Annotated in this window: 17 protein-coding genes; 16 read left to right on the top strand and 1 reads right to left on the bottom strand. The window is 70.0% G+C overall.

What is annotated here, in order from left to right; translation table 11 throughout:
• Positions 1-23 precede the first annotated feature (23 nt).
• Together efp and nusB are read left to right on the top strand one after the other, a co-directional pair.
• Positions 24-590 carry an elongation factor P gene (gene efp / locus OG490_RS06990; protein WP_330295408.1) on the top strand — a complete coding sequence of 189 codons (567 nt, stop codon included), beginning with the start codon at positions 24-26 and terminating at the stop codon, positions 588-590.
• A 2-nt stretch (positions 591-592) separates the two neighbouring features.
• Positions 593-1,030 carry a transcription antitermination factor NusB gene (gene nusB, locus OG490_RS06985; protein WP_330295407.1) on the top strand — a complete coding sequence of 146 codons (438 nt, stop codon included), beginning with the start codon at positions 593-595 and terminating at the stop codon, positions 1,028-1,030.
• A gap of 189 nt (positions 1,031-1,219) precedes the next feature.
• On the opposite strand, the gene bldD is transcribed toward nusB, so the two are convergent.
• Positions 1,220-1,720, bottom strand: a complete 501-nt coding sequence (gene bldD, locus OG490_RS06980) for a transcriptional regulator BldD (protein ID WP_069929708.1) — start codon at positions 1,718-1,720, stop codon at positions 1,220-1,222.
• 233 nt (positions 1,721-1,953) lie between these two features.
• Here bldD and pyrR point away from each other — a divergent pair, with 233 nt between their 5' ends.
• The 14 genes from pyrR to coaBC all read left to right on the top strand — a co-directional run bounded on the left by pyrR (position 1,954) and on the right by coaBC (position 17,091).
• Positions 1,954-2,544 carry a bifunctional pyr operon transcriptional regulator/uracil phosphoribosyltransferase PyrR gene (gene pyrR, locus OG490_RS06975; protein ID WP_330295406.1) on the top strand — a complete coding sequence of 197 codons (591 nt, stop codon included), beginning with the start codon at positions 1,954-1,956 and terminating at the stop codon, positions 2,542-2,544.
• A 123-nt stretch (positions 2,545-2,667) separates the two neighbouring features.
• The gene (locus OG490_RS06970; RefSeq protein ID WP_330295405.1) at positions 2,668-3,663 is read left to right on the top strand and encodes an aspartate carbamoyltransferase catalytic subunit; all 996 of its coding nucleotides are present in this window, start codon (positions 2,668-2,670) and stop codon (positions 3,661-3,663) included.
• A gap of 2 nt (positions 3,664-3,665) precedes the next feature.
• Complete coding sequence (locus OG490_RS06965; protein ID WP_330295404.1) at positions 3,666-4,952, top strand: dihydroorotase; 1,287 nt, start codon at positions 3,666-3,668, stop codon at positions 4,950-4,952.
• Positions 4,949-5,542 (top strand): PH-like domain-containing protein, encoded by a 594-nt coding sequence (locus OG490_RS06960; RefSeq protein WP_330295403.1) that lies wholly within the window; start codon positions 4,949-4,951, stop codon positions 5,540-5,542. Before OG490_RS06965 ends, OG490_RS06960 begins: the two co-directional genes overlap by 4 nt.
• Complete coding sequence (gene carA / locus OG490_RS06955) at positions 5,539-6,681, top strand: glutamine-hydrolyzing carbamoyl-phosphate synthase small subunit (RefSeq protein WP_330295402.1); 1,143 nt, start codon at positions 5,539-5,541, stop codon at positions 6,679-6,681. Before OG490_RS06960 ends, carA begins: the two co-directional genes overlap by 4 nt.
• Complete coding sequence (carB, locus tag OG490_RS06950; RefSeq protein WP_330295401.1) at positions 6,674-9,982, top strand: carbamoyl-phosphate synthase large subunit; 3,309 nt, start codon at positions 6,674-6,676, stop codon at positions 9,980-9,982. The genes carA and carB overlap by 8 nt, the downstream gene beginning before the upstream one ends.
• 123 nt (positions 9,983-10,105) lie before the next feature.
• On the top strand, positions 10,106-11,215 hold the full coding sequence (locus tag OG490_RS06945) for a quinone-dependent dihydroorotate dehydrogenase (RefSeq protein WP_330300813.1): 1,110 nt from the start codon (positions 10,106-10,108) through the stop codon (positions 11,213-11,215).
• Entirely contained in the window at positions 11,212-12,057 is an 846-nt protein-coding gene (gene pyrF / locus OG490_RS06940) for an orotidine-5'-phosphate decarboxylase (RefSeq protein WP_330295400.1), read from the top strand. The genes OG490_RS06945 and pyrF overlap by 4 nt, the downstream gene beginning before the upstream one ends.
• Positions 12,058-12,356: 299 nt before the next feature.
• Positions 12,357-13,214, top strand: coding sequence for a dihydroorotate dehydrogenase electron transfer subunit (locus OG490_RS06935; RefSeq protein WP_330295399.1), 858 nt, complete (start codon positions 12,357-12,359; stop codon positions 13,212-13,214).
• Positions 13,211-14,212, top strand: coding sequence for a dihydroorotate dehydrogenase (locus OG490_RS06930; protein ID WP_330295398.1), 1,002 nt, complete (start codon positions 13,211-13,213; stop codon positions 14,210-14,212). The genes OG490_RS06935 and OG490_RS06930 overlap by 4 nt, the downstream gene beginning before the upstream one ends.
• Before the next feature lie 245 nt (positions 14,213-14,457).
• Entirely contained in the window at positions 14,458-14,781 is a 324-nt protein-coding gene (locus tag OG490_RS06925; protein WP_112452485.1) for an integration host factor, read from the top strand.
• A gap of 61 nt (positions 14,782-14,842) precedes the next feature.
• Positions 14,843-15,406, top strand: coding sequence for a guanylate kinase (gene gmk / locus OG490_RS06920; RefSeq protein WP_330295397.1), 564 nt, complete (start codon positions 14,843-14,845; stop codon positions 15,404-15,406).
• Positions 15,407-15,467: 61 nt separating this feature from the next.
• Complete coding sequence (gene rpoZ, locus OG490_RS06915; RefSeq protein ID WP_330295396.1) at positions 15,468-15,740, top strand: DNA-directed RNA polymerase subunit omega; 273 nt, start codon at positions 15,468-15,470, stop codon at positions 15,738-15,740.
• 124 nt (positions 15,741-15,864) lie between these two features.
• Complete coding sequence (coaBC, locus tag OG490_RS06910) at positions 15,865-17,091, top strand: bifunctional phosphopantothenoylcysteine decarboxylase/phosphopantothenate--cysteine ligase CoaBC (protein WP_330295395.1); 1,227 nt, start codon at positions 15,865-15,867, stop codon at positions 17,089-17,091.
• The last annotated feature ends 81 nt before the right edge of the window (positions 17,092-17,172 follow it).

Genomic DNA, 17,172 nt, shown 5'->3' with positions numbered 1-17,172 from the left:
CCAGTGCAGGAGATTCCCAAACCGTGGCTTCCACGAACGACCTCAAGAACGGCATGGTGCTCAAGCTCGACGGTGGCCAGCTCTGGTCCGTCGTCGAGTTCCAGCACGTCAAGCCCGGCAAGGGCCCGGCCTTCGTGCGCACCAAGCTCAAGCACGTGCTCTCCGGCAAGGTCGTCGACAAGACGTTCAACGCCGGCACGAAGGTCGAGACGGCCACCATCGACCGCCGTGACATGCAGTTCTCGTACATGGACGGCGAGTACTTCGTCTTCATGGACATGAACACCTTCGACCAGCTGATGGTCGACCGCAAGGTCGTCGGCGACGCCGCCAACTTCCTGATCGAGGGCTTCACCGCCTCCGTTGCCCAGAACGAGGGCGCGGTGCTCTACGTCGAGCTGCCGACCTCCGTCGAGCTGGTCATCGAGCACACCGACCCGGGTGTCCAGGGCGACCGCTCCACCGGTGGTACCAAGCCCGCGAAGCTGGAAACCGGTTACGAGATGCAGGTCCCGCTCTTCGTCAACACCGGCGAAAAGGTCAAGGTCGACACCCGCAACGGCGACTACCTCGGCCGGGTGAACAGCTAACCGTGGCTGCCCGGAGCAACGCGCGCAAGCGCGCTTTCCAGATCCTGTTCGAGGCCGACCAGCGCGGGGTCTCCGTGCGCGAGGTCCTCGCGGACTGGATCCGCCACTCGCGGTCGGACACCGACCGCCAGCCCGCGGTGAACGAGTTCACCATGGAACTCGTCGAGGGGTACGCCGACAAGGTGAACCGCATCGACGATCTGATCGCCACCTACGCCGTGGACTGGGACCTCGACCGCATGCCGGTCGTGGACCGGAACATCGTGCGTCTCGGTGCCTACGAGCTGATCTGGGTGGATGGCACCCCGGACGCCGTGGCCATCGACGAGGCCGTCCAGCTGGCCAAGGAGTTCTCCACGGACGAGTCGCCCTCGTTCGTGAACGGGCTCCTCGGCCGCTTCAAGGACCTCAAGCCGAACCTGCGCCGCAGCGAGAGCTGATACGCGCGCCGGACAGGCGACAACGGCAGGGCCCGCAGCGCACGCGCGCTGCGGGCCCTGCCGTTTCTCCGGTCGGCGGTACGAAAAAACCGACGGTACGAAAAAACCGGCGGGTGCCGGGGGCCTCTCGGCTCCCCGGCACCCGCCGGTAACGTTTCTGCTGGGCCTGGGCCCGGTACTACTGGCGGACTAGATGTCCTCGTGCGCCACCGCGCGACGCGCGTCCGCGTCCAGCACGCCCCAGCTGATCAGCTGTTCGGTCAGGACCGAGGGGGACTGGTCGTAGATGACGGCGAGGGTGCGCAGGTCGTCCTGGCGGATCGAGAGCACCTTGCCGTTGTAGTCGCCGCGCTGGCTCTGGATGGTCGCCGCGTAACGCTGCAGCGGGCCGGCCTTCTCTGCGGGTACGTGGGCCAGGCGCTCCAGGTCGAGGCGCAGCTTCGGCGGCGGCTCGGCCGCTCCGCCGGGGGTCGTGCCCGGCAGCAGCTCCTGCACCGGCACCCCGTAGAAGTCCGCCAGCTCGGCAAGGCGCTGGACGGTCACGGCGCGGTCCCCGCGCTCGTAAGAACCGACCACCACGGCCTTCCACCGGCCCTGGGACTTCTCCTCGACACCATGGAGGGAAAGGCCCTGCTGGGTGCGGATGGCGCGGAGCTTGGCCCCGAGCTGTTTGGCGTATTCGCTGGACATAACGCTCCCGGACGCTGTGACAAGAGTGCGGCTCCGCCGCGCGGCTGGTAACTCACTGTGAGGTTACGCAGCGTTACTTGGATGCGTCAAGCCGAATGGTCACCAACGCCCACTTAAGAGGGGTCCTGGGCTGCCCCGATGCGAGATCGCGGGAATCCCCCTGGTACCTTGGGAGGCGTACATCAGACGTCCTTTAAGGTCCGTCCCGTGAGGCGGAGAAGGAGGTCCTTTTCATGGACACCCAGCACGATCCCGCATTCGATTCCGATGTCATGCGTCCCGTTCTCGACGCGCAGGACATCGCACGGGTCCTGACCCGTATCGCCCACGAGATCGTCGAACGCGCCAAGGGCGCCGACGACGTGGTGCTGCTCGGCATTCCCACCCGCGGTGTGTACCTGGCCCGCCGGCTGGCGGCCAAGCTCGAAGAGATCACCGGTGCCAAGATCCCGGTCGGTTCCCTCGACATCACCATGTACCGCGACGACCTGCGGATGAAGCCGGCCCGTGCGATCGGCCGGACCGAGATCCCCGGCGACGACATCGACGGCCGCCTGGTCGTCCTCGTCGACGACGTCCTCTTCTCCGGACGCACCATCCGCGCCGCCCTCGACGCCCTCGGCGACCTCGGCCGCCCCCGCGCAGTGCAGCTCGCGGTCCTCGTCGACCGCGGCCACCGCGAGCTGCCGATCCGCGCCGACTACGTCGGCAAGAACCTCCCCACGTCGCTGCGGGAGAACGTGTCGGTCCAGCTCCAGGAGGAGGACGGCCGGGACGCCGTACTGCTCGGCCAGCGGACCGCCCGGACATCGGGCGGGCAGTAGCCCCTACGAGCGCCGGACCCCTGGGGTCCGCGCCCGGGCCCGCCCTGCCCGCACCCCGGCCTGCCAGCCGGACCCGTCTGCCCTCCCCACAGCTCTGATCACACCGACGTACGGAGTACCCGGATGAAGCGCCACCTCATCTCGGCCGCCGACCTCACCCGCGACGACGCCGTCCTCATCCTCGACACCGCCGAGGAGATGGCCCGCGTCGCGGACCGGCCGATAAAGAAACTGCCCACCCTGCGCGGCCGCACCATCTGCAACCTCTTCTTCGAGGACTCGACCCGCACCCGGATCTCCTTCGAAGCCGCCGAGAAGCGCCTGTCCGCCGACGTCATCAACTTCGCGGCCAAGGGCTCCAGCGTCTCCAAGGGCGAGTCCCTCAAGGACACCGCCCAGACCCTGGAGGCCATGGGCGTCGACGCCGTGGTCATCCGGCACCACGCCTCCGGCGCCCCCTACCGGCTCGCGACCTCCGGCTGGATCGACGCCCCCGTCATCAACGCCGGTGACGGCACCCACGAGCACCCCACCCAGGCCCTGCTCGACGCCTTCACCATGCGCCGCAGGCTCGTCGGCAAGGACGCCGGGCTCGGCAAGGACCTCAACGGCCGCCGGATCACCATCGTCGGCGACATCCTGCACAGCCGCGTGGCCCGCTCCAACGTCCACCTGCTGCACACCCTCGGCGCCGAGGTCACCCTGGTCGCCCCGCCCACCCTCGTGCCCGTCGGCGTCGAGGCCTGGCCGTGCGAGATCTCGTACAGCCTGGACGCTGTACTGCCGAAGTCCGACGCCGTCATGATGCTGCGGGTGCAGCGCGAGCGGATGAACGCGGCCTTCTTCCCGACCGAGCGCGAGTACTCCCGCCGCTACGGCCTGGACGGCGCCCGGATGGCGCGGATGCCCGAGCACGCCGTCGTCATGCACCCCGGCCCGATGGTCCGCGGCATGGAGATCACCGCCGAGGTGGCCGACTCCGACCGGTGCACGGTCGTCGAGCAGGTCGCCAACGGGGTCTCGATCCGCATGGCCGTCCTGTACCTGCTGCTCGGAGGCTCCGAGCCCGCCGTCTCCACCAGCACCCCCGCCGCCGCCCGTACCGAGGAGAAGAAGTAACCATGAGCAAGATCCTTATTCGTGGCGCGAAGGTGCTCGGCGGCGAGGCGCAGGACGTCCTGATCGACGGCGAGACCATCGCCGAGGTGGGTCAGAACCTCTCCTCGGACGGCGCCACCGTCATCGAGGCCGAGGGCAAGATCCTCCTCCCGGGCCTCGTCGACCTCCACACCCACCTGCGCGAGCCCGGCCGCGAGGACTCCGAGACCGTCCTCACCGGCACCCGCGCCGCCGCCTCCGGCGGCTACACCGCCGTCTTCGCGATGGCCAACACCTTCCCCGTCGCCGACACCGCCGGCGTCGTCGAGCAGGTGTGGCGCCTGGGCAAGGAATCCGGCTACTGCGACGTGCAGCCCATCGGCGCCGTCACCGTCGGCCTGGAGGGCAAGCAGCTCTCCGAGCTGGGCGCCATGCACGAGTCCGCCGCCCGCGTCACCGTCTTCTCCGACGACGGCAAGTGCGTGGACGACGCCGTGATCATGCGCCGCGCCCTGGAGTACGTGAAGGCCTTCGGCGGAGTCGTCGCTCAGCACGCCCAGGAGCCCCGCCTCACCGAGGGCGCCCAGATGAACGAGGGCGTCGTCTCCGCCGAGCTGGGCCTGGGCGGCTGGCCCGCCGTCGCCGAGGAGTCGATCATCGCCCGCGACGTGCTCCTCGCCGAGCACGTCGGTTCCCGGGTGCACATCTGCCACCTCTCCACCGCCGGCTCCGTCGAGATCGTCCGCTGGGCCAAGTCCCGCGGCATCGACGTCACCGCCGAGGTCACCCCGCACCACCTGCTCCTCACCGACGAGCTCGTGCGCTCGTACAACCCCGTCTACAAGGTCAACCCGCCGCTGCGCACCGAGCGCGACGTGCTGGCCCTGCGCGAGGCGCTCGCCGACGGCACGATCGACATCGTCGCCACCGACCACGCCCCGCACCCGCACGAGGACAAGGACTGCGAGTGGGCCGCCGCCGCCATGGGCATGGTGGGCCTGGAGACCGCGCTCGCCGTCGTCCAGCAGACGATGGTGGAGACCGGACTGCTCGACTGGGCGGGCGTCGCCGAGCGGATGTCCTTCGCCCCGGCCCGCATCGGCGGCCTCCCGAATCACGGACGCCCCGTCTCGGCAGGTGAACCCGCGAACCTGACCTTGGTCGATACCTCGTACCGTGGTGTCGTGGACCCCGCACACTTCGCCTCCCGCAGCCGCAACACGCCTTACGAGGGCCGTGAGCTGCCGGGTCGCGTCACTCACACCTTCCTGCGGGGCCGGGCAACGGTCGTGGACGGGACGCTGGCGTGACACCTGCAGTAATCCAACTGGCCGCCGAGGCAGCCGAACGGCAGTCGGCGGAGGTGACGGACTGGGGCGCCCGCATCGCGTGGGTGCTCGGTCTGCTCGTCTTCATCGCGTTCGTGTACTGGCTGATGCGGCAGGGCTGGAAATGGCGCGGCACCCTGCAGAGCGATCTGCCGGAGCTGCCCGCCGCCCCCGGCGGTCTCCCCGAGCACCGGCTGGCCCTGACCGGCCGGTACCACGGGTCCACCACCGCCGGGCAGTGGCTCGACCGGATCGTCGCCCACGGTCTGGGCATCCGCAGCCGGGTCGAGCTCACGCTCACCGACGCGGGGCTCGACGTGGTCCGTCCGGGTGCCACCGACTTCTTCGTACCGGCCGCGCAACTGCGCGGCGCCCGCCTCGACAAGGGAATCGCGGGCAAGGTACTCACCGAGGGCGGTCTCCTCGTCGTCACATGGGCGCACGGCGACAGGCTGATCGACTCCGGATTCCGCTCCGACCGCGCGGCGGAACACGCCGCCTGGGTCGAGGCGGTCAACGCGATGAACATGACGGAACACCCACTCACAACGACGGAAGGCGCCGAACGATGACGACCTCCACCAGGGGAGCAGCCAAAGCTCCCGCCGTACTCGTCCTGGAGGACGGCCGCATCTTCCGCGGCCGCGCCTACGGCGCTGTGGGGGAGACCTTCGGCGAGGCCGTGTTCTCCACCGGCATGACCGGCTACCAGGAGACCCTCACCGACCCGTCGTACCACCGGCAGGTCGTCGTGATGACCGCCCCGCACGTGGGCAACACCGGCGTCAACGACGAGGACCCCGAGTCCTCCCGCATCTGGGTCGCCGGATACGTCGTACGCGACCCCGCGCGGGTCCCCTCCAACTGGCGCTCGCGGCGCTCGCTGGACGAGGAGCTCGTCAAGCAGGGCGTCGTCGGGATCTCCGGCATCGACACCCGGGCGCTCACCCGCCACCTTCGCGAGCGCGGCGCCATGCGCGTCGGCATCTTCTCCGGCGAGACGGTGGCCGACGACGCGACGCTGCTGGCCCGCGTCCTGGAAGCCCCGCAGATGAAGGGCGCGAACCTCTCCGCCGAGGTCGCCACCAAGGAGACGTACGTCGTCCCCGCCATCGGTGAGAAGAAGTTCACCGTGGCCGCCGTGGACCTCGGCATCAAGGGCATGACCCCGCACCGGATGGCCGAGCGCGGCATCGAGGTCCACGTCCTGCCCGCCACCGCCACCGCCGAGGACGTGTACGCGGTCAACCCGGACGGCGTGTTCTTCTCCAACGGCCCGGGCGACCCGGCCACCGCCGACCACGCGGTCTCCGTCATGCAGGACGTCCTCGCCCGCAAGACCCCGCTCTTCGGCATCTGCTTCGGCAACCAGATCCTGGGCCGCGCGCTCGGCTTCGGCACCTACAAGCTGAAGTACGGCCACCGCGGCATCAACCAGCCGGTGCAGGACCGCACCACCGGCAAGGTCGAGATCACCGCGCACAACCACGGCTTCGCCGTGGACGCGCCCCTCGACAAGGTCTCGGACACCGCCTACGGGCGCGCCGAGGTCTCCCACGTCTGCCTGAACGACAACGTCGTGGAAGGCCTCCAGCTGCTCGACCAGCCGGCCTTCTCCGTCCAGTACCACCCCGAGGCGGCTGCCGGCCCGCACGACGCCGCGTACCTCTTCGACCGCTTCGTAAATCTGATGGAGGCCGAGCGTGCCTAAGCGCACCGATATCCAGTCCGTCCTGGTCATCGGCTCCGGCCCGATCGTCATCGGACAGGCCGCCGAGTTCGACTACTCCGGCACCCAGGCCTGCCGGATCCTCAAGGCCGAGGGCCTGCGGGTCATCCTGGTGAACTCCAACCCCGCCACGATCATGACCGACCCGGAGATCGCCGACGCCACGTACGTCGAGCCGATCACCCCCGAGTTCGTCGAGAAGATCATCGCGAAGGAGCGCCCCGACGCGCTGCTCCCGACCCTCGGCGGCCAGACCGCGCTCAACACCGCCATCTCCATGCACGAGCAGGGTGTGCTGGAGAAGTACGGCGTCGAGCTGATCGGCGCCAACGTCGAGGCCATCAACAAGGGCGAGGACCGCGAGCTCTTCAAGGGCGTGGTCGAGGCCGTCAAGGCGAAGATCGGCTACGGCGAGTCCGCCCGCTCCGTCATCTGCCACACGATGGACGACATCATGAAGGGCGTCGACACCCTCGGCGGCTACCCCGTCGTCGTGCGCCCCTCCTTCACCATGGGCGGCGCCGGATCCGGCTTCGCCCACGACGAGGAAGAGCTGCGCCGCATCGCCGGCCAGGGCCTCATGCTCTCCCCGACCACCGAGGTGCTCCTGGAGGAGTCCATCCTCGGCTGGAAGGAGTACGAGCTGGAGCTGATGCGCGACACCAAGGACAACGTCGTCGTCGTCTGCTCCATCGAGAACTTCGACCCGATGGGCGTCCACACCGGCGACTCCATCACCGTCGCCCCGGCGATGACGCTCACCGACCGCGAGTACCAGCGGCTGCGCGACATCGGCATCGCGATCATCCGCGAGGTCGGCGTCGACACCGGCGGCTGCAACATCCAGTTCGCGATCGACCCGACCGACGGCCGGATCATCGTCATCGAGATGAACCCGCGCGTCTCGCGCTCCTCGGCGCTCGCCTCGAAGGCCACCGGCTTCCCGATCGCCAAGATCGCCGCCAAGCTGGCCATCGGCTACACGCTCGACGAGGTCCCCAACGACATCACCGAGAAGACGCCGGCCTCCTTCGAGCCGTCCCTCGACTACGTCGTCGTCAAGGCCCCGCGCTTCGCGTTCGAGAAGTTCCCGCTCGCCGACGCCACCCTCACCACCACCATGAAGTCGGTGGGCGAGGCCATGGCCATCGGCCGCAACTTCACCGAAGCCCTCCAGAAGGCCCTGCGCTCCCTGGAGAAGAAGGGCTCGCAGTTCACCTTCGTCGGCCCCGCCGGCGACAAGGACGAGCTGCTCGCCACCGCGGTCCGCCCGACCGACGGCCGCATCAACACCGTCATGCAGGCCATCCGCGCCGGCGCCACCCAGGAAGAGGTCTTCGAGTCCACGAAGATCGACCCCTGGTTCGTCGACCAGCTCTTCCTCATCAAGGAGATCGCGGACGAGCTGGCCGCCGCGGACAAGCTCCACCCCGAGCTGCTCGCCGAGGCCAAGCGCCACGGCTTCTCCGACGCCCAGATCGCCGAGATCCGCGGCCTGCGCGAGGACGTCGTCCGCGAGGTCCGCCACGCGCTCGGCGTGCGCCCGGTGTACAAGACGGTCGACACCTGCGCCGCCGAGTTCGCCGCGAAGACCCCGTACTTCTACTCCTCGTACGACGAGGAGTCCGAGGTCGCGCCCCGCGAGAAGCCCGCGGTGATCATCCTGGGCTCCGGCCCGAACCGCATCGGCCAGGGCATCGAGTTCGACTACTCCTGCGTCCACGCCTCCTTCGCGCTCAGCGACGCCGGCTACGAGACCGTGATGGTCAACTGCAACCCGGAGACCGTCTCCACGGACTACGACACCTCCGACCGCCTGTACTTCGAGCCGCTGACGCTCGAAGACGTGCTGGAGATCGTCCACGCCGAGTCCCTCGCCGGCCCCATCGCCGGTGTCATCGTCCAGCTCGGCGGCCAGACCCCCCTGGGTCTCGCGCAGGCCCTGAAGGACAACGGCGTCCCCGTCGTCGGCACCCCGCCGGAGGCCATCCACGCCGCCGAGGACCGCGGAGCCTTCGGCCAGGTCCTCGCCGACGCCGGCCTGCCCGCCCCCAAGCACGGCACCGCCACCACCTTCGCGGGCGCCAAGGCCATCGCCGACGAGATCGGCTACCCCGTCCTCGTACGCCCCTCGTACGTGCTCGGCGGCCGCGGCATGGAGATCGTCTACGACGAGGACCGGCTGTCCTCGTACATCGCCGAATCCACCGAGATCTCCCCGACCCGCCCCGTGCTGGTCGACCGCTTCCTCGACGACGCGATCGAGATCGACGTCGACGCCCTCTACGACGGCACCGAGCTCTACCTCGGCGGCGTCATGGAGCACATCGAGGAAGCCGGCATCCACTCCGGCGACTCGGCCTGCGCCCTGCCCCCGATCACCCTGGGCGGCTACGACATCAAGCGCCTGCGCGCCTCCACCGAGGCGATCGCCAAGGGCGTCGGCGTCCGCGGCCTGATCAACATCCAGTTCGCGATGGCGGGTGACATCCTCTACGTCCTGGAGGCCAACCCGCGCGCCTCCCGGACCGTCCCCTTCACCTCGAAGGCGACCGCGGTCCCGCTCGCCAAGGCCGCCGCGCGCATCTCGCTCGGCACCACCATCGCCGAGCTCCGCGAAGAGGGCATGCTCCCCAAGAACGGCGACGGCGGCACCCTGCCGCTCGACGCGCCGATCTCCGTCAAGGAGGCCGTCATGCCGTGGTCGCGCTTCCGCGACATCCACGGCCGCGGCGTCGACACGGTCCTGGGCCCGGAGATGCGCTCCACCGGCGAGGTCATGGGCATCGACTCGGTCTTCGGCACGGCGTACGCCAAGTCGCAGGCCGGCGCCTACGGCCCGCTGCCCACCAAGGGCCGTTGCTTCATCTCGGTCGCCAACCGCGACAAGCGCTCGATGATCTTCCCGGCACGCGAGCTCGTCGCCCACGGCTTCGAGCTGATGGCGACCTCGGGCACCGCGGAGGTGCTGCGCCGCAACGGCATCAACGCCACCGTCGTGCGCAAGCTCAGCGAGGGCGAGGGCCCGAACGGCGAGAAGACCGTCGTCCAGCTCATCCACGACGGTCACATCGACCTGATCATCAACACCCCGTACGGGACCGGCGGCCGCCTCGACGGCTACGAGATCCGTACGGCCGCCGTGGCGCGCGGCGTCCCGTGCCTCACCACGGTCCAGGCGCTCGCCGCGGCCGTCCAGGGCATCGACGCGCTCAACCGCGGCGACGTGGGCGTCCGCTCGCTCCAGGAGCACGCGGAGCACCTGATCGCGGCCCGCGACTAGGTCCCCGCCAGGACCCACAGCCCGTACGGCCCGTAGAGGGGAGGGGGACACCGTCAAGCGCGATGCGCGACGGTCGTCCCCCTCTTCATGAGCTTCATGAGCGCACAAGGGAACCCCACGACGATGTACAAGCTCTTCTTCAACCTGGTCTTCAAGCGCATGGACCCGGAGCAGGCCCACTACATGGCCTTCCGCTGGATCCGCCTCGCGGCCCGCACGCCGGTGCTCCGCACCTTCGTGGCCGCCTCCCTGGCCCCGCGCTACGAGGCCCTGCGCACCGAGGCCCTGGGCCTGCGGATGCACGGCCCCTTCGGGCTCGCGGCCGGCTTCGACAAGAACGCCGTCGCCATCGACGGGATGTCGATGCTCGGCTTCGACCACATCGAGATCGGCACGGTCACGGCCGAGCCCCAGCCCGGCAACCCGAAGAAGCGGCTGTTCCGGCTGGTCCCGGACCGCGCGCTGATCAACCGGATGGGCTTCAACAACGAGGGCTCGGCGGCCGTCGCCGAGCGCCTGGCCGCCCGCAACCCGGTCTTCAGGACGATCGTCGGCGTCAACATCGGCAAGACCAAGGTGGTCCCGGAGGAAGAGGCCGTCGCGGACTACGTGGCCTCCACCGAGCGCCTGGCCCGCCACGCGGACTACCTGGTCGTCAACGTCTCCTCCCCGAACACCCCGGGCCTGCGCAACCTCCAGGCCACCGAATCCCTGCGGCCGCTGCTGAGCGCCGTACGGGAGGCCGCGGACCGCGTGGTGACCGACCGCCGGGTCCCGCTCCTGGTCAAGATCGCACCGGACCTCGCGGACGAAGACGTGGACGCGGTCGCCGACCTGGCCCTGGAACTGGGGCTGGACGGCATCATCGCCACCAACACCACGATCGCCCGCGAGGGCCTGGGCCTGAAATCCTCCCCGTCCCTGATCAAGGAGACCGGCGGGCTGTCCGGCGCCCCGGTCAAGGAGCGCTCGCTGGAGGTCCTGCGCCGGCTGTACGCCCGCGTGGGCGACCGCCTGGTGCTCGTGGGCGTCGGCGGCATCGAGAACGCCGAGGACGCCTGGCAGCGGATCCTGGCGGGCGCCAGCCTGATCCAGGGCTACAGCGCCTTCATCTACGAGGGCCCCTTCTACGCCCGCGCCATCCACAAGGGCCTGGCCGCGCGCCTGGCCGCCAGCCCGTACGCGACGCTCGCCGAAGCCGTGGGCGCCGAAACCCGAAAGGCCGCGCTGTGACCTCTGCCCCTGTGATCCCGTTCGGTACGCGCCTGCGCGAGGCGATGGACACCCGCGGCCCGCTGTGCGTCGGCATCGATCCGCACGCGGCGCTGCTGGCTTCCTGGGGCCTGGACGACGACATCGCGGGCCTGGAGAAGTTCTCCCGCACCGTGGTCGAGGCGCTGGCCGACTCGGTGGCCGTCTTCAAGCCGCAGGCCGCCTTCTTCGAGCGGTTCGGCTCGCGCGGCATCGCAGTCCTGGAGCAGACGGTCGCGGACGCCCGGTCGGCGGGCGCGCTGGTGGTCATGGACGCCAAGCGCGGCGACATCGGCTCGACGATGGCCGCCTACGCCGAGACCTTCCTCTCCCCGTCCTCGCCCCTCTTCTCCGACGCGCTGACGGTCTCCCCGTACCTGGGCTACGGCTCGCTGGCTCCGGCGGTCGAACTCGCCCGTGCCTCGGGCGCCGGCCTGTTCGTCCTGGCCCTGACCTCCAACCCGGAGGGCGCGGAGGTCCAGCGGGCGGTGCGTGCGGACGGCCGGACGATCGGCGCGACGATGCTCGCCCACCTGGCGGCGGAGAACGCGGGCGCCTCCCCGATGGGCTCCTTCGGAGCGGTGGTCGGCGCGACCCTGGGGGACCTGTCCTCCTTCGACCTGGAGATCAACGGGCCCCTGCTGGCCCCCGGCATCGGCGCGCAGGGCGCGACGGCGGCGGACCTCCCGGCGGTCTTCGGCGCGGCCGTGCGCAACGTCGTCCCGAACGTGTCCCGGGGCGTCCTGAAGCACGGCCCGGACGCGGCTGCCCTGCGTGCCTCGGCGCACGCCTTCGCGGAGGAGATCCGCGCAGCCGTGGCGTAGCCGCCCTGGGGCTCCGCCCCAGACCCCGCGCCTCAAACGCCGGCGGGGCTGGATATTGCCGCTGCGCGGCATCTTCCAGCCTGCCCGGCGTTTGAGGGCCGGGTCCGGGCAGAGCCCGGCTGGGGGTCCCCCCGGACGGAGTCTGGGGGATGGTGGAAGGGCGGGTAGGGGACGGCTCCGCGCAGCGGCAAGGGCGTACGGCCCGCAGGGTCGGGGCTTCGGACCGGTGCCTCCGCAGGGCCGCGCGGGCGACGATGGGGCAGGGGGTTACGCCCCCTACCCCGGACGGAGCGCCCCGCGTGCCTCCCGTACAGACCACCGCCACCATCCGGCGGATCACGCCCGTCGGCGCCTACCACCACCTGGTCCTCGACGCCCCCGGCGTCACCGGCGTACGCCCCGGCCACTTCGGCGCCCTGGCGATCGGCGGCCGCGACTCCGCCACACTCCTCCGCCGCGCCTTCTCCATCCACCGCACCGACCCCGCCAAAGGCACCGTCGAGTTCGTCTTCGCCGAAGCCGGCCGGGGGACCAGGGCGCTGGCCGCGCACCGGCCCGGGGACACCGTCGACCTGATCGCCCCCCTCGGCACGCCCTTCCCGCTTCCCGCCGGCCCCGTTTCCGCGGTTCTGGTCGCCGGGGGCTACGGCAGCGCCCCGATGTTCGGCCTCGCCGAGGAGATCCGCGCCCGCGGCGGCCGGGTGGCCTTCGTGCTCGGCGCCGCCACCGAGGACCGGTTGTTCGGGGTCGAGCGGGCCGAGGCCCTCGCCGAGCACGTGTACGTGGTCACCGACGACGGGTCGGCCGGGCGCAGGGGCCGGGTCACGGACCCGCTGCGCGAGGCCATCACGGCGATCGGGGCCACCGAGGTCCACTCCTGCGGCCCGATGGGCATGCTCCGGGCCGTCACGGAGATCGCCACCGCCGCCGGAGCGGCCAGTCACACCGCCGTCGAGGAGGTGATGGCCTGCGGGATCGGGATCTGCATGAGCTGCGTCCTGCCCGTCACCGGCTCCGACGGCGTGACCCGTTTCCTTCGCTCCTGCACATCCGGACCCGTTTTCGACGGCTCCGCCGTCCGCTGGGAGCAGGTCGCAACCCTGCCGCCCGATCTCGAGGGCGCCGGTGCGATGACCCCGAAGGAGGCCCGGCGATGAGCGCCGTCCCGATGCCCGTCCCGATGCCCCCGGTGGAGCCGCTGCGGCCCGAGGACGTCGACATGTCGGCACCCCTGGGTGCCCACGTCACCCTTCCGAACCCCGTCTCCACCGCCTCCGGCTGCGCCGGCTACGGCCGGGAGCTGCACCGTTTCACCCCCCTCGGCGAGCTCGGCACCATCACCACCAAGACCGTGATGCCCTACGTCCGCTCCGGCCGCCCCACTCCCAGGACGGCGGAGACCCCCAGCGGGATGCTGAACTCCATCGGTCTCCAGGGCTCCGGCATCGACCACTTCGTCGAGCAGGAGCTGCCCTGGCTGGCCGAGCACGGGGCCCGCGTCCTGGTGTCGGTCGCGGGGGAGCACCCGGAGGAGTTCGCGGCGGCCGCGGCCCGGCTGACCGGGCAGCCCGGCGTGGTCGGCATCGAGGCCAACATCTCCTGCCCCAACGTCGCCTCCCGCGGGCTCGTCTTCGCCTGTGACGCGGATGCCTCCTTCGAGGTGGTCGAGGCGGTCCGGGCGGCCGCCGATCCGGCGCTGCCCGTCTACGCCAAGCTGACCCCCGACGTGACGCGCATCACGGACATCGCGGCCGCGTGTACGGAAGCGGGCGCCGACGGGCTCTCGATGATCAACACCGTCCTCGGGACGGCCATCGACACCGAGACGATGCGCCCGGCCCTCGCGGGGGTCACCGGAGGCCTCTCAGGGCCCGCGATCCGGCCCGTCGCCGTGCGCTGCGTCTTCCAGGTCCACGGGGCGATGCTGGCCGGCGGCGTGCGGCGGGTCCCCATCCTCGGCATGGGCGGGATCGCCTCCGGCCGGGACGCGCTCGAATTCGTCCTCGCCGGTGCCTCCGGAGTGGCGGTCGGGACGGCGCTCTTCAACGATCCGTCGTCGCCGATGCGGATCCGCGACGACCTGCGTTCGGCACTCGCGGTACGCGGAATCGGAGCGTTCGAGGACGCTGTCGGGCGCGCTCATCGCACTGTCTGACGAAAATCGAACGTCTTTCACCGGACAAAACCGGGGTAGTTTGTCCGTGATGTACGGTTCAGTGGAGGCTGACCAGGACTTTTCGTCCGTTCTCGCTGACTGGAGCGGTCATGGCCGCTAGTCTCCGACCAGAGTGAACGAGCAGCGATCGAGCACCACCGCTGTTCGGGAACTCGCCTGGTGTGATGCCTTCCGGCATTCCACCGGTCCGTATCCGACAGTTCGACATCCGAGGTGACGTAGGCGTGGCTCTTCCGCCCCTTACCCCTGAACAGCGCGCAGCAGCGCTCGAAAAGGCCGCCGCGGCTCGCCGGGAGCGGGCCGAGGTGAAGAATCGACTCAAGCACTCCGGCGCCTCCCTCCAGGACGTGATCAAGACGGGCCAGGAGAATGACGTCATCGGCAAGATGAAGGTCTCCGCACTTCTGGAGTCCCTGCCTGGCGTGGGCAAGGTGCGCGCCAAGCAGATCATGGAGCGTCTTGGCATCTCCGAGTCCCGGCGTGTCCGAGGTCTCGGTTCCAACCAGATCGCCTCTCTGGAGCGTGAGTTCGGCACCCCCGCCGGCTGACGCGTCGCCTGAAGTTCTCCCGGCGTTCTCAGGCAGTCCCGAGAAGCTGGATAATCGCTCTATGGCAGCAGAGGTTCGTCCGCGGCTGACCGTGCTCTCCGGCCCTTCGGGGGTCGGCAAGAGCACGGTCGTCGCGCATATGCGCAAGGTTCACCCCGAGGTATGGCTCTCGGTGTCGGCCACCACCCGCAAGCCGCGGCCCGGTGAGCGACACGGAGTCCACTACTTCTTCGTCAACGACGACGAGTTCGACAAGCTGATCGCCAATGGCGAGCTGCTGGAGTGGGCCGAGTTCGCGGGCAACCGCTACGGCACACCGCGCGGCGCAGTACTGGAACGCCTGGAGAACGGCGAGCCGGTCCTGCTGGAGATCGATCTCCAGGGCGCACGGCTCGTGCGCGAGTCCATGTCCGAGGCACAGCTGGTCTTCCTGGCTCCTCCGAGCTGGGACGAGCTGGTCCGTCGGCTCACCGGCCGGGGCACCGAATCGCCGGAGGTGGTCGAGCGCCGTCTCGGCGCCGCCAAGATCGAACTGGCTGCCGAATCCGAGTTCGACACCACCCTGGTCAACACCTCGGTCGAGGACGTGGCGCGCGAGCTGCTAACGTTGATGAATGTCGTTTGATCGCTGATTGATGTTCTGTCGATCAGTGTTTGATTTTTCACCCATCTTCGGAAGGTAGAGCGTGTCCTCTTCCATTACTGCGCCCGAGGGCATCATCAACCCGCCGATCGACGAGCTGCTCGAGGCCACGGACTCGAAGTACAGCCTCGTGATCTACGCGGCCAAGCGTGCCCGTCAGATCAACGCGTACTACTCTCAGCTCGGCGAGGGCCTGCTTGAGTACGTCGGCCCGCTGGTGGACACCCACGTCCACGAGAAGCCGCTTTCGATCGCGCTGCGCGAGATCAACGCGGGTCTGCTGACCGCCGAGGCCATCGAGGCCCCGCCGCAGTAGGCACGTTTTTCTTTCACCACAGGCCCGGCAGACCATCTGCCGGGCCTGTGGTGTGTCATAGGTGTCATAGGTGTCGCAGGTGTCATGGGTATGCGTACGGGGATCAGTCGAAGGGGCGTGTGTGGTGGCGGGTAAGCCGAAGGTCGTACTCGGAGTCAGCGGCGGGATCGCCGCGTACAAGGCCTGCGAGCTGCTGCGCCGGCTGACCGAGTCGGGGCACGACGTGCGCGTGGTGCCGACAGCGGCGTCGCTGAACTTCATCGGCGAGGCCACCTGGGCCGCCCTCTCCGGGAACCCGGCCTCCACCGAGGTCTGGGAATCCGTCCACGAGGTGCCGCACGTGCGCATCGGACAGTCCGCCGACCTCGTCGTCGTGGCCCCGGCCACCGCCGACATGCTGGCCAAGGCCGCCCACGGGCTCGCCGACGACCTGCTCACCAACACCCTGCTCACCGCACGCTGTCCGGTGGTGTTCGCACCCGCGATGCACACCGAGATGTGGGAGCACCCGGCCACCCAGGAGAACGTGGCCACGCTGCGCCGTCGCGGCGCCGTGGTCATCGAGCCCGCGGTCGGACGGCTGACCGGCAAGGACACCGGCAAGGGGCGGCTGCCCGACCCCGAGGAGATCTTCGAGGTCTGCCGGGGCGTCCTGCGGCGCGGTCCGGCCGGTGCGGCCGGGCCCGACCTGGCCGGCCGCCACGTGGTGATCAGCGCGGGCGGCACCCGCGAGCCGCTGGACCCGGTCCGCTTCCTCGGCAACCGCTCCTCCGGCAAGCAGGGCTACGCGCTGGCCCGTACCGCCGTCGCGCGCGGGGCCAGGGTCACCCTGGTCTCCGCCAATGCCGCGCTGGCCGATCCGGCCGGGGTGGACCTCGTACGCGTCGGTACCGCCCTGCAGATGCGCGAGGCCGTGCTCAAGGCGGCCGCCGATGCCGACGCCGTGGTGATGGCCGCGGCCGTGGCCGACTTCCGGCCGTCCCAGTACGCGGGCGGGAAGATCAAGAAGAAGGACGGGCAGGAGCCCGAACCGGTCTTCCTGGTGCGCAATCCAGACATCCTCGCCGAGGTTTCCGCGGACCGGGCCAGAGAAGGCCAGGTCGTTGTCGGGTTTGCCGCGGAGACGGACGACGTACTGGCCAACGGGCGCGCCAAACTCCTGCGCAAGGGGTGCGATCTGCTCGTCGTGAACGAGGTCGGAGAGTCGAAGACCTTCGGTTCCGAGGAGAACGAGGCGGTCGTCCTGGCCTCCGACGGCACCGAGACGGCTGTGCCCCATGGTCCGAAAGAAGTACTCGCAGAAGTGATTTGGGATCAAGTCGCACTGCGCCTGTTGCCCCGGCGCGCCTGAGCGTCGGCCCTTCTCGGGGGCACCTCCGTGCGTAAGAATGGAGTGCCGCAGGTCATCCGCCCTCCCACAGGGCGAGACGGG

It is taken from the genome of Streptomyces sp. NBC_00503, from assembly GCF_036346895.1.
Taxonomy (GTDB): domain Bacteria; phylum Actinomycetota; class Actinomycetes; order Streptomycetales; family Streptomycetaceae; genus Streptomyces.
The sequence above is the reverse complement of the archived record's forward strand: the minus strand, read 5'-3'. Positions and strand labels throughout refer to the sequence as shown.

Bases quoted from the DNA above. Each gene is read 5' to 3' on its own strand.
- gmk (WP_330295397.1), top strand. From the start codon at position 14,843: ATGGCAGCAGAGGTTCGTCCGCGGCTGACCGTGCTCTCCGGCCCTTCG.
- OG490_RS06970 (WP_330295405.1), top strand. From the start codon at position 2,668: ATGAAGCGCCACCTCATCTCGGCCGCCGACCTCACCCGCGACGACGCC.
- carA (WP_330295402.1), top strand. From the start codon at position 5,539: ATGACGACCTCCACCAGGGGAGCAGCCAAAGCTCCCGCCGTACTCGTC.
- OG490_RS06930 (WP_330295398.1), top strand. From the start codon at position 13,211: ATGAGCGCCGTCCCGATGCCCGTCCCGATGCCCCCGGTGGAGCCGCTG.
- pyrR (WP_330295406.1), top strand. From the start codon at position 1,954: ATGGACACCCAGCACGATCCCGCATTCGATTCCGATGTCATGCGTCCC.
- OG490_RS06965 (WP_330295404.1), top strand. From the start codon at position 3,666: ATGAGCAAGATCCTTATTCGTGGCGCGAAGGTGCTCGGCGGCGAGGCG.
- OG490_RS06945 (WP_330300813.1), top strand. From the start codon at position 10,106: ATGTACAAGCTCTTCTTCAACCTGGTCTTCAAGCGCATGGACCCGGAG.
- bldD (WP_069929708.1), bottom strand. From the start codon at position 1,720: ATGTCCAGCGAATACGCCAAACAGCTCGGGGCCAAGCTCCGCGCCATC.